This is a genomic window from Bacillus sp. T2.9-1 (assembly GCF_950097965.1).
Lineage (GTDB): Bacteria > Bacillota > Bacilli > Bacillales > Cytobacillaceae > Niallia > Niallia hominis.
In genome coordinates this window covers 73907-86136 of record NZ_CATNHG010000078.1, presented here as the reverse complement: position 1 = coordinate 86136, position 12230 = coordinate 73907, and the positions used below count along the sequence as shown (strand labels likewise).

General features: G+C 35.7%; 10 protein-coding genes. All 10 read right to left on the bottom strand.

All coding sequences use genetic code 11. The features are described 5' to 3' along the window. Nucleotides 1-52: 52 nt before the first annotated feature. Complete coding sequence (gene trxA, locus QQZ16_RS07985) at nt 53-367, bottom strand: thioredoxin (RefSeq protein WP_235247860.1); 315 nt, start codon at nt 365-367, stop codon at nt 53-55. A gap of 116 nt (nt 368-483) precedes the next feature. After that, nucleotides 484-1464 carry an electron transfer flavoprotein subunit alpha/FixB family protein gene (locus QQZ16_RS07980; protein ID WP_031534786.1) on the bottom strand — a complete coding sequence of 327 codons (981 nt, stop codon included), beginning with the start codon at nt 1462-1464 and terminating at the stop codon, nt 484-486. Nucleotides 1465-1479: 15 nt separating this feature from the next. Next, the gene (locus QQZ16_RS07975) at nt 1480-2235 is read right to left on the bottom strand and encodes an electron transfer flavoprotein subunit beta/FixA family protein (protein WP_081836536.1); all 756 of its coding nucleotides are present in this window, start codon (nt 2233-2235) and stop codon (nt 1480-1482) included. Continuing rightward, nucleotides 2228-3907, bottom strand: a complete 1680-nt coding sequence (locus tag QQZ16_RS07970) for a long-chain-fatty-acid--CoA ligase (RefSeq protein ID WP_031534790.1) — start codon at nt 3905-3907, stop codon at nt 2228-2230. Before QQZ16_RS07970 ends, QQZ16_RS07975 begins: the two co-directional genes overlap by 8 nt. A gap of 171 nt (nt 3908-4078) precedes the next feature. Then, nucleotides 4079-4486 (bottom strand): DUF350 domain-containing protein, encoded by a 408-nt coding sequence (locus QQZ16_RS07965; protein WP_031534791.1) that lies wholly within the window; start codon nt 4484-4486, stop codon nt 4079-4081. 37 nt (nt 4487-4523) lie between these two features. Further along, nucleotides 4524-6875, bottom strand: coding sequence for an endonuclease MutS2 (locus QQZ16_RS07960; protein ID WP_031534793.1), 2352 nt, complete (start codon nt 6873-6875; stop codon nt 4524-4526). Between the two features lie 70 nt (nt 6876-6945). Next, nucleotides 6946-8661, bottom strand: coding sequence for a DNA polymerase/3'-5' exonuclease PolX (gene polX, locus QQZ16_RS07955; protein ID WP_031534795.1), 1716 nt, complete (start codon nt 8659-8661; stop codon nt 6946-6948). Between the two features lie 161 nt (nt 8662-8822). Continuing rightward, nucleotides 8823-9365: a CvpA family protein gene (locus QQZ16_RS07950; protein ID WP_031534796.1), complete on the bottom strand. Its 543-nt coding sequence runs from the start codon at nt 9363-9365 to the stop codon at nt 8823-8825. A gap of 8 nt (nt 9366-9373) precedes the next feature. Next, on the bottom strand, nt 9374-9640 hold the full coding sequence (zapA, locus tag QQZ16_RS07945) for a cell division protein ZapA (protein WP_192840928.1): 267 nt from the start codon (nt 9638-9640) through the stop codon (nt 9374-9376). Nucleotides 9641-9810: 170 nt separating this feature from the next. Beyond that, nucleotides 9811-12225, bottom strand: a complete 2415-nt coding sequence (gene pheT / locus QQZ16_RS07940) for a phenylalanine--tRNA ligase subunit beta (protein WP_031534800.1) — start codon at nt 12223-12225, stop codon at nt 9811-9813. Nucleotides 12226-12230: the final 5 nt, after the last annotated feature.

Genomic DNA, 12230 nt, shown 5'->3' with positions numbered 1-12230 from the left:
TTTCTGAGTGTGTCTACAGTTATTTCCTCTTCAAAGAAGATTAAATTCTTTATTAAACATGTTTAGATAATAATTCTGAAAGAGCTTCTTTAGGTTGAAAACCTACTACTTTATCTACAACTTCACCATCTTTAAGAACTAGTAATGTTGGAATGCTCATTACGCCAAATTTAGATGCTGACCCTTGGTTTTCATCTACATCTACTTTTACGATTTTTACACTTTCTCCGATTTCTCCATCTAGTTCTTCTAGAACAGGAGCAATCATTTTACAAGGTCCACACCATGGAGCCCAGAAATCTACTAGTACTACACCTGAACCTGTTTCTTCTTGGAAAGTTTGATCTGTTGCATGTGTAATTGCCATTTATTATTTGCCTCCTTATTTGATAATCTAACAATATCGAAAGTATACCATGCTTTCAAGAATGATACTAATAATATGTTTCAAATATCATTTTCCCCTATAACTTGATAATACATTCAAGATATTTCGATTGTTGGATTGTCCCATTCTTTCATTAAGGCAGGGATTATTTCAAAGAGGTCTCCTACAATTGCATAATCGGCTACTTCAAAAATAGGCGCATGAGGATCTTTGTTAATGGCTATGATCGTTTTGGCTGATGTAACACCAACTAAATGTTGGATGGCTCCGGAAATACCGCAAGCAATATAAAGATCAGGAGCTACCGTTTTACCTGTTTGACCAAGTTGCATTGATGCATCACATACACCTAATTCTACAGCTCCTCTTGATACACCAACCGTTCCACCAATAGTTTTTGCTAATTGATTAATCAGAGCAAACCCTTCTTCATTCTGAATTCCCCTACCCGCACCAACAATAATCTTTGCATCCTCCAAATTAAGCGTCTGCTGCTTTTTTTGTTCTAGTCCAATTAAAGTCGGAATAGATTTATCAATTTTTACTTTTAAGGAACGAATCGTACAATTCCTTTCTAACTTCTTCTGTGAAGCTTTCCACTTTTTCGGCTTAATTGTTAGAAAAAAAGTGGGCGTATTTACTTCTATTTTCTCTATTAATTTTCCAGAGTAAACAGGTCGAGTTAAGAATAACCTTTTTTCATTATATTCAACGCTCTCTACATTCGAATACAAAGGAATATCTAATTTTTCACTTAAATAGGGAGAAATGGCTTTGCCTATATCTGTGTGTCCCCACAGAAGGATAGCAGGATTAAGTTGGTCCCATACGGATAAAAGTGCTTTAGCATAAGGTTCATTTGAGAATCTAGAAAGCAAAGGATGCTCCACTAAAACAATTTGATCAACATCATATTGTTGCAATTCGCAAGCATCTTTTTTTCTATCTTCTCCCATTAATAAAAGGATAATCTCCGCCTCCCCTTGTAGTTGCTTTGCAGCTGAAATACACTCAAGGGTGATGGAGGAAATTTTATCTTGTTGATATTCGCCCAAAATAATAATTTTATCTTTCATTATTAATTCCTCCACTTATTCATGTAATGACTTTAACAATTTTGCTAACGCCATTACCTTTTCTTGTGTTTCTCCTTGAAAGATTGTCTGCTTTCGTTTCATTTTAGGGTATGCGTACTGTTTCGATTTTTCTTTTAATGCCATTTCTTCTGACTGCTTATACACTAAGGGTTTCTTTTTTGCCTTCATAATTCCAGCAAGTGAGGGCAGACGTGGAACATGTAATCCTTGTGGAATGGTGACTAAGAAAGGAAAAGCAACACAAAATGTTTCTATGTCCCCATCCGTGTTTCGTTTTAATATGGCGCTTTCTTCCTCTTTTTCGATTTTGACTGTTTTGGTAAAAAAGGGAATATCTAATAAGGCAGCAACTCGAGGTCCTACTTGACTAGTTGCTCCATCTGTAGAAAAATCTCCTGCTAAGATGATGTCAAAGTCAATCTCTCGCAAATATTCAGCGATTTTTTTAGCTATGGATGGCGCTTCATCTTCTGATGGGTGACATTCTATTAAAACAGCCCGATCTGCTCCCATAGCTAAAGCAGCTCTTAGTTGTTTCTCCCCTTCTTTTCCGCTTATCATTAACACTGTAATTTCGGTATTATATTTCTCTTTAAATTGCAATGCTTCTTCTAAACTAATTGCATCTGGCGGGTTGATGATGAAGTTATCGTCTTCCACAAAAACTTGTCCAGAATCAAGCACTAAAGATGCTTCAGGTGAAATGGTCCTCGATAATAAGACAACTAGATGCAATGCTTTATTACTCATTTATTTCTTCACTTTCTTCCTTTAATTGTCTTCTCAATATTTTACCAATTGCCGTTTTTGGAAGTTCTTTCCTAAATTCATAGATGCGAGGAACTTTAAACGACGCCAGCTTGCTGCGCATATATTTATTCAATTCTTCTTCCGTCACGGTCATGCCTTCTTGTAAAACGACAAATGCTTTAACCGTTTCTCCTCTATAAGGATCTTTTACACCAACAACTGATGCTTCCATAATAGCTGGATGTTCATACAAGACTTCTTCAATTTCACGTGGATAAATATTAAATCCACTGGCAATGATAATATCCTTTTTTCGATCGACGATATAAAAATAACCTTTTTCATCCATATATGCGATATCACCTGTTAATAACCAGCCATCTTTTAAAACTTTCTCGGTTTCTTCTTCATTATTCCAATAGCCTTTCATTACTTGTGGTCCCTTAATACCAAGTTCTCCAACTTCACCTACTGGTAACATTTCTCCTGTTTCTATGGAAAAAATTGCAGCATCTGTTCCAGGCCATGGCACACCAATGCTTCCTTTCACTATTTCATTGTCCCAAAGGAAATTCACATGGGTAACGGGAGATGTTTCTGTTAATCCATATCCCTCTACAATCTTTCCACCTGTCTTTTGCTCAAATTTTTCGATAACCTCGACTGGTAATGGAGCAGATCCACTTATCGCTCCTTTAATGGAAGAAAGATCGTATTTCTTAATATCTGGATGATTCATTAATCCAATATAAATAGTAGGTGCGCCTGGAAAGATAGTCGCTTTTTGTTTTTGGATTGTTTTTAATAGATCTGTTGCGTCAAATCTTGGAACAAGAATCATCTTATACACTTCCATCACAGATAAAACAAGGACTGTCATAAGACCATACACATGGAATAATGGCATTACTGCAAGCATGATTTCCTTGCCTTTTTCCATCTTATATAGCCATTGTCTACACATAGAGGTATTTGAAACTAAATTTTGGTGGGTTAGAATAACTCCTTTAGGAAATCCTGTCGTACCTCCTGTATATTGCAGGATTGCTATATCTTTTTCAAAACTAATCGATACTTCTTTAAGCTTATAGTTCTTCTTTATTGTTTGGGTAAAAAGATGAGTGGATTTTGATGATGGAATAATTGGAGGCTTTCCCTGCTTTTTTGCTTGCACGAAAGGATAGACAATATTTTTTGGAAATGGAAGGTAATCTTTAATAGAAGTTACAATGATATGTTCTAAATCTGTTTGCTCCTTCACTTTCTCCACTCTGTTATAAAGCATATCTAATGTAATAACTGCTTTCGCACCTGAATCTTTCAATATAAATTCTATTTCTCTTTCTTGATACAAAGGATTTACCGGAACTACAATAGCTCCCGCCTGCAAAATCGCATAAAAGCTAATAACTGTTTGAGGAATATTTGGAAGCATTACAGCAACCCTATCCCCTTTTTCTATCCCTAAATTTTGTAGATATGCTGCTAATTTTAATGTTTTTTTGTATAGTGTTTTAAAAGTCATTTCTTTTCCCATAAAATGAATGGCTTTATGCTTTGCATACTCTTTTGCGGCATTTTCTAATAATTGTGGGAGAGTATCTGCCCGATAGTAGACATTTTTGGCTATTTGGTCGGGGTAAAGTTTTAACCATCTTTTCTCAGTTTCCAACACAATTCCTCCATTTAATTCTATTATTGTACTAGCTTATTATATGGAAGAATACTTTAATTGGATTATGTATAAGCCTACTTTTAATCGAATAGAAAAAATAGGCTTATATTGCTGGAACCAAGTAAAAGGGACCATCACTAAGTGAAAGCCCCTTTAATTTGGTCATTATTAAGAAATGCCTGCTCCTATAACGAAAGATAAACCGATGGATATAATCATGGAAATAAACCCTACAGCTCGATTATCATTTTTTATTTCTTCATCAATCTTAAATTTTGGTGTTAAAAATTCAAAAATGAAATAGCCGATTAGTAATAGTATAAATCCATACACACCCCATACTATCATTGTCAATAAAGAGTCATTATGCATAATCGAATGTCTAAATACATTTGCAATACCGAATATTTTGCCGCCTGTAGCCATAGCAACAGCAATATTGCCATTTTTGATTTCATCCCAATTATTATATTTTGTGACGAGTTCAAAAATAGCCAAAAATACAACTAGGCTTAAAATAACAACACTATAATCTCCTGCCGTTTTTACATATTCATTTTCCCAAAATTGATCCATAAGGTTTCTCCTCTACCATTTTCTTTAAAAGAAGGGATTATTTAAATTCCACTACAGTTACGCCGCTTCCACCTTCTCCTGCTTCCCCAAAACGAATTCTCTTCACCGCTCTATGATTTTTTAAATACTCTTGAACACCTGAGCGAAGTGCACCTGTTCCTTTTCCATGAATAATCGAGACACGAGGATAGCCAGCAAGGAGACTATCATCAATATATTTTTCTACTCTTGCTAAAGCATTCTCGAATCTTTCGCCACGCAAATCTAATTCCAAGCTCACATGATAATCTCTTCCTTTTATTGTAGCAAGCGGTTTTGTTTCCACTACCTTTGGTGCTTTTATGAATTCAAGATCCTTTTCTTTCACTTTCATTTTCATAATGCCAATTTGAACTTGCCATTCCTTATCTGAAACCTTTTCTAGTAATTGTCCCTTTTGATTAAAGGTAAGGACCTTTACTTCATCTCCTGGCTGATAAACATGGTTTGTATTGGCTGCTGCTTGTTGTTTTTTTATTTCTATTTGTGGCGTTGCATCCTCTAAACGTTTTCTAGCATCAATTAATTCATGCTCCTTAATTTCAGCACGTTTTTCAAGCTGCATTTTTCTTAAATCACCAATTACAGCTTCTGCTTCTTTCTTTGCTTCTTCCATAATTTCCTTTGCTTCTTTTTTCGCTTTTTCCTGCAGTGTTTCTTTCTTTTCGTAATATTCCATTACCTGTTTCTGTAAATCACGATGAAGCATTTCTGCTTGCTTTAATAAATCTTTAGCATCTTCATGCTCCCGTTCAGCCTGTCTACGGCTTTCTTCTAAAGAAGCAATCATATTCTCAATTTTATTACTGTCTTCACTAACATGTGAACGAGCCGTTTCAATAACATCTTCTTTTAAACCTAGTCGTTTACTAATCTCAAAGGCATTACTTCTACCTGGTACGCCGATTAGTAATCGATAGGTTGGGCTTAGTGTTTCAATATCAAATTCTACACTCGCATTCACAACACTTTCTCTGTTATATCCGTATGCCTTTAGCTCTGGATAGTGAGTTGTTGCGATAACCCTTGCACCTCTTTTATTTACTTCATCAAGAATAGAGATAGCAAGTGCTGCCCCTTCTTGCGGATCTGTTCCTGCTCCTAACTCGTCGAATAAAACAAGGCTCTCATGGTCCACCTTTTCAAGTATGCCTACGATATTTACCATATGGGAGGAGAAAGTACTCAATGATTGTTCAATAGATTGTTCATCTCCAATATCTGCATAAACGGATTTAAATACACCCATTTCAGAACCATCTAAAACTGGAATTTGGAGTCCTGCCTGCGCCATTAACGTACATAGTCCTACCGTTTTTAAGGTTACCGTTTTACCACCTGTATTTGGCCCTGTTATCACAATCGATTTATACGTATCTCCAAGGACAATGTCATTTGCTACAACAACTTCTGGTGGTATAAGTGGATGCTTAGCCTTAAGAAGTACAATTTTTCCCTCATCGTTGATTTTTGGTTTCGATGCTTTTAAGCGGTGAGCGTATTTGGCTTTTGCAAACATAAAATCAATGTCAGCTAATACCGTAACAATATGCAATAATTCCTCTTCATTTTGCGCAACAAGTGCCGTCAATTGGGTCAAAATACGGTCTATCTCTTGCTGTTCCTTGACTCGAATTCCTTGCAACTCATTATTTAAGGTAACTACAGACTGTGGTTCAATAAACAAAGTTTGCCCTGAAGCACTTTGATCATGAACAATTCCACCATAATTCCCTCTATATTCTTGTTTAACTGGAATAACATAGCGATCATTTCTTATTGTAATAATACTGTCTGAAAGCATCTTTTGGGCATTTGAGGAACGAATCATACTTTCTAGCTTCTCCCGTACCTTTGCTTCGTTTCTACGCAATTGATTTCTCAACGTTCTGAGTGTATCACTTGCACTGTCTAGAACCGAACCCTGTTCATCAATCGCCATCTTTATTTCTTCTTCTAATTCGGCTAATACCGTGATACTATCTGTTAAGGTAAAAAGAATAGGCACAGCTTCTTCTTCATGAAATTCTTCAATGAAACGTTTCATTTGTCTACTAGTATGAACAGTACTTGCAACATGATTTAATTCGATAGGACTCAGCATTCCACCGATAGAAGACCTTTTCACATGGGCACCGATATCATAAATCCCATCAAGAGGAATTGTTCCCCGCATTCGGTATACTTTAGCCGCTTCATCTGTTTCTTCTTGCCATCTTACTACCTCATTGTAATCCGTTGATGGAATTAGTTCTTCTACTTTATTTCTGCCTAAAGAGGAAGAAACATGCTCCATTAATTGCGCTTTTATTTTATCAAATTCTAACGTTTTTAATACTCTTTCCTGCATGGAGTAATCTCCTTTGCTATCCCGCTTATGGGTTAATGATGTTTGTAAGTATTCTCTATTTGCTTATATATTAGCCTTTATACAAAAATTCCAATAGTTCTTCCTTTGTCATCGCATTTAGGACCGTCGATTTTTTAATCCAGCCTTTTTTTGCTGTGGAAACACCTATTGCCATATTATGAAGCTCATGCTTATAATGGGCATCTGTATTAATAACAATCTTCACGCCAGCATCCTGCGCCATTTTAATATACGTAGCATTTAAATCTAAACGGTTCGGATTACTATTTAGCTCCAAAACAGTGTTCGTTTCTTTTGCTAATTGAATAAGCATGTCCATATCGACAGCATATCCATCCCTTTTCCCAATTTTTCTACCAGTTGGGTGTGCAATGATATCGACATACTTATTTTCCATGGCTGCTTTTAAACGAGTCATAATCTTTTCCTTCGATTGGGAAAACGCAGAATGAATGGAAGCAATAACAATATCTAATTCTTTCAATAAATCTTCCTCATAATCTAAAGTCCCATCAGGAAGAATATCCATTTCCGCCCCAGCTAAAATAGTGATATCATCATACTTTGCATTAAGTCTTTTAATTTCTTGTATTTGCTTGCGTACTCTTTCTGGTGTTAATCCATTTGCTACCTTTAAATATTGGGAATGGTCCGTTATCGCCATATATTGATAGCCTAAATGACGGTTCGCTTCTACCATTTCCTCTAATGTATGTGCACCATCACTTGCTGTTGTGTGCATATGCAAATCACCTTTAATATCTTCCAAGGAAATGAGCTCACTTTGATCTGAATAGTTGTCTACTTCTTTTCCATCTTCTCTTATTTCAGGAGGAATGAATGGTAGTCCGAAATAATGATAGAAAGCTTCTTCTGATTCGAAGGTTTTAATTTCTCCTGTTTCATTATTCTCCACACCATATTCGCTTATCTTTTCTCCACGTTCCTTTGCTAGCTGTCTCATTCGCACATTATGTTCCTTTGAACCGGTGAAATGATGTAGCGTTGTTGCAAATTCATTTGGCTTTACTAAACGAAAGTCTATAGAGACGTCGTAATCGAGTCCAAGAACAATACTTACTTTTGTTGCACCTGCTCCAATTACCTCTTTAATAGAGGAAAGCTGAAGCAACTGTGTTTTCACTTGTTCAGGATTCTCTGTTGCAATAATAAAATCTAAATCTTTAATGGTCTCTCTCACTCTTCTTAAGCTTCCTGCTCTTGAATAGCGGACAACCCCCTCCATTTTCGATAATGCCTCTTCAATCGAAACAGCAATTGGGATCATAAAGGCAATCGGTAATCGATCTGGTCTTGATCCAACATTTTGCAGAGATTCTAGTATTTTTTCCTCTGTCTTTTTTCCAAATCCCTTTAACGCTTGAACTTTTCCTTCTAAACAGGCATTTTTTAAATCATCAGCATTTTCAACAGATAGCTCTTTATATAATCTCGCTATCTTCTTCCCACCAAGACCTGGTAGCTGTAGCAAAGGAATTAACCCTTTCGGAACTTCGTCTTTCAATTCTTGCAATACGGAAGACTTTCCTTCTTTTATATATTCTTCTATAACAGCCGCTGTTCCCTTGCCGATGCCAGGCAACTGTGTTAAATCTGTTATCTCGGTTAAATTGTATTCACTTGTTTCTATTGTATTTGCAGCTTTTCGAAAAGCTGAAATTTTAAAAGGATTTTCTCCTTTAAGCTCCATATATATCGCTATTTGCTCTAATAATCGAATAATATCTTTGTTTGTTATTGTCATTTCATCACCTACATGGATATAATAAATCTTCTATTTTCTAAATTCTGCCTACACTACATATCATACCATGAACTTCAATATTTCAATAATGATGTTCGTAATTGCTAACCACACAAAAAACTCCACTAGCTACATACAAAGCTAGAAGAGTTTCCTAATTTCTATGAAGCGATATAGTCGAACCATAAATCTTTAATTTTCTCTGAAAAATAAGGAGTATTTTCTATCATCCAAGCTGCTACAGAGGATTCGTTTAATTGAGCTTGTATAAAATCAATTGGGATTAAAATAGAAATATATAATAGAAGGAATAATAGCAAATACGTTTCGATAAATCCTAATACAGCACCAGCCCATGTATTTAACTGTTTTAAAATTGGAATACTAGCAACAAAATCTATCATACTACCAAGAATTTGCCAAATAATTTTCACGACAAAAAATATCACAATAAAGGAGAATCCTCTGTAAAAAACATCTTCTATATTCGCAGTCTGAATAAAAGAATGTAGAAAACTGCTTTCTCCTGTATTTGGATAGGGAATCCATAGTGTTAATTTTTGCGATAGTGGTATGTAATATTTATTAGCAACAATAAACGCAACAATAAATCCTGTTAAGTGTATAATTTGCATAATAAATCCTCTTTTTAGTCCTCTTAAAAGACCAAAAAGCAGCAATATAACCAAAATAATATCCAACATGAACATTGTCAGTCCTTTTCTCTTTTTAATTCTTCTTCCAGTTCTTTCACTCGATCTTCTAGCTTTACATAGTCATTTACTATATTAACAGCAGTAAGGACTGCTAGTTTATTTAAATCAAGTGAGGGATTCATGACATGAATTTCACGCATTTTTTTATCTACTATGGAGGCAACCAGTCTAACATGACTAGAAGGTTCTTCCCCTATTATTGTATATGGTGTTCCGTATATATCAACATTTGTACGATTTTTAGGGGTATTTGACACGCCCATGCCTCCATTCTAAAGAATCCTAGTTTCTATCATATCATGAACTATTCTTGCTAGGGAAGTCATTCGAATAGATTCTATCTCAAGACTTGTTATAAGGGGAAAGAATTACTATTTCCATCAAGAAAAAAAGCATCCCAAAATAGAACGATGGGATGCTTTTTACTATTTCGTTAGCCTCTTAAAGTAGCTCCTGCTTGTTCTTCCACAGCTGCAAGTACTTTTTCGTGAACTTTACTGATCATTTCATCTGTTAATGTTTGTTCTGGATCGAAATAAGTTAAGGAGAATGCAATTGACTTTTTGCCTTCTTCCATTTTTTCTCCCTCATATAAATCAAACACTTGGACATCTTTCAATAATTTCCCACCGGCATCTCGGATGATTCCTTGAAGATTTCCTGCTAGAATTTGTTTATCCACAACAAGCGCTATATCTCTTGTTACATAAGGGAAGCGAGGAATAGAAGTATAGTGTAAAGCTTCTATTTCTACTGCAAATAATTTGCTTAAGTCTAGTTCAAAGCAATACGTTTCTTTTAAATCTAATTCCTTTTGCATTTGTGGATGAACTTGACCAACAAACCCAATAACGTCTCCATTAAATTCGATTTCAGCCGTTCTTCCTGGATGCATTCCTTCCATTTCCGCTCTTGTAAAAGTAATTTTCTCCGATACACCTAACTTTTGGAACAGACCTTCTAATACACCTTTTACAACAAAGAAATCAACAGCTTTCTTTTCTCCCTGCCATGGATGAGTGCTCCATATTCCCGTCACAGCTCCAGCTAAATGTTCTTTTTCTTCTGGAAGTTCCTGATTTTCATTCGCTAGGAAAACAACTCCTGTTTCATAAACGGCACTGCTCTCATTTTGTCTTGCTGCATTGTATTTTAGTACTTCTAAAAGCTGTGGTACGATACTTTGACGTAATAATGCACGTTCCTCACTCATTGGCATTGCAAGTTTAATTGGATTTCTTTTTTCTAAAGCAAAGCTATGGACTTTCGCTTCATTTGTTAATGAATACGTAATCGCTTGATATAAACCAGCTGATTCCAAATATCTGCGAGCCATACGACGCTTCTTCTGATAAGAAGTTAAGGTACCCGGTGTAGATGCGCCAATAGGCAATGTTTTCGGTAAATTATCATACCCATACAGACGGGCAACTTCCTCGATTAAATCTGCCTCAATGACAATATCATTTCTTCTCGTTGGAACCGTTACTGTGAACGTATCTCCCATAACTTGTGTTGTAAATTGTAGACTGTCAAAAATAGCAGTAACTGCATTTGACTCTAAAGAAGTTCCAAGGGTTTGATTAATTTTAGTTAGCGTAATGGAAACAACTTTTGGTTCAGCTGTTAATGTATCAACCGCTACTTCTCCTTCAAGCACCTCTCCGCTTGCATATAAATGCAATAATTGACATGCTCTATCTGCAGCTATGCGCACTCGATTTGGATCAATCCCTTTTTCATATCTAGCACTTGCTTCACTTCTTAACCCAATCACTTTTGATGATCTGCGAATGACTTTACTGTCAAAATAAGCAGATTCTAATAACACAGTGGTTGTATTAGATTGCACTTCAGAATTAGCGCCACCCATTACTCCAGCAACAGCAATTCCTTCTTTTCCATTCGTGATTAGTAAATTGTCTGCTGATAACGTTCTTTCTGCTTCATCAAGCGTCGTAATTTTTTCTCCACTTTGGGCTTTTCTTACTAGAATTTCTTTTGATCCTATTTTATCATAATCAAAAGCATGCAACGGCTGACCATATTCTAATAAAATATAGTTTGTAATATCTATTACATTGTTATGTGGACGAATTCCTGCTGCCATTAATTTTCCTTGCATCCATAATGGTGATGGAGCGATTTTAATATTCTTAATTACTCTTGCTGTATATAATGGTGTATCTCCATTTTCTTCGACAGATACTTGAATATAATCAGATGCTTTCTCGTTAATAGTTGGATATGCAGTATCAGGTAATTTAACATCTTTTCCTAAGATTGCTGCAACTTCATACGCTACACCAAGCATGCTTAAGCAATCAGCACGGTTTGGAGTTAACCCTAGTTCTAAGACAGCATCATTTCGTTGTAAGTATTCTAGGGCATTTTTTCCAACTTCCACATCGCTTGGAAAAACAAAAATACCTTGCGCATAATCTTTTGCAACCATTTTCCCTTCAATTCCAAGTTCTTGTAAAGAACAGATCATTCCATTTGATTCTTCACCGCGAAGTTTTGCCTTTTTAATCTTAAAGTTCCCAGGAAGTACTGCTCCTACTTTCGCGACAGCAACTTTTTGTCCCTTATCAACGTTAGGCGCTCCACAAATAATTTGAATTGGATCCCCTTCACCTACATCTACTAAGCATTTATTCAATTTGTCTGCATTTGGGTGTTGTTCACGCTCTACAACATAACCGATAACAACATTTTTAATCCCTTCATCAAGAATTTCAACACCTTCCACTTCAATCCCGCTTTTCGTTATCTTTTCCGCTAATTCATCGGGATTAATACCATTCAAATCTACATATTCATTTAACCAATTATAGGATACTAACATTTTTT

Coding starts and splice junctions, on each gene's coding strand:
- QQZ16_RS07980 (WP_031534786.1), bottom strand. CDS start 1,464: ATGAAAGATAAAATTATTATTTTGGGCGAATATCAACAAGATAAAATT.
- trxA (WP_235247860.1), bottom strand. CDS start 367: ATGGCAATTACACATGCAACAGATCAAACTTTCCAAGAAGAAACAGGT.
- QQZ16_RS07960 (WP_031534793.1), bottom strand. CDS start 6,875: ATGCAGGAAAGAGTATTAAAAACGTTAGAATTTGATAAAATAAAAGCG.
- polX (WP_031534795.1), bottom strand. CDS start 8,661: ATGACAATAACAAACAAAGATATTATTCGATTATTAGAGCAAATAGCG.
- zapA (WP_192840928.1), bottom strand. CDS start 9,640: ATGGGCGTGTCAAATACCCCTAAAAATCGTACAAATGTTGATATATAC.
- pheT (WP_031534800.1), bottom strand. CDS start 12,225: ATGTTAGTATCCTATAATTGGTTAAATGAATATGTAGATTTGAATGGT.
- QQZ16_RS07950 (WP_031534796.1), bottom strand. CDS start 9,365: ATGTTGGATATTATTTTGGTTATATTGCTGCTTTTTGGTCTTTTAAGA.
- QQZ16_RS07975 (WP_081836536.1), bottom strand. CDS start 2,235: ATGAGTAATAAAGCATTGCATCTAGTTGTCTTATTATCGAGGACCATT.
- QQZ16_RS07965 (WP_031534791.1), bottom strand. CDS start 4,486: ATGGATCAATTTTGGGAAAATGAATATGTAAAAACGGCAGGAGATTAT.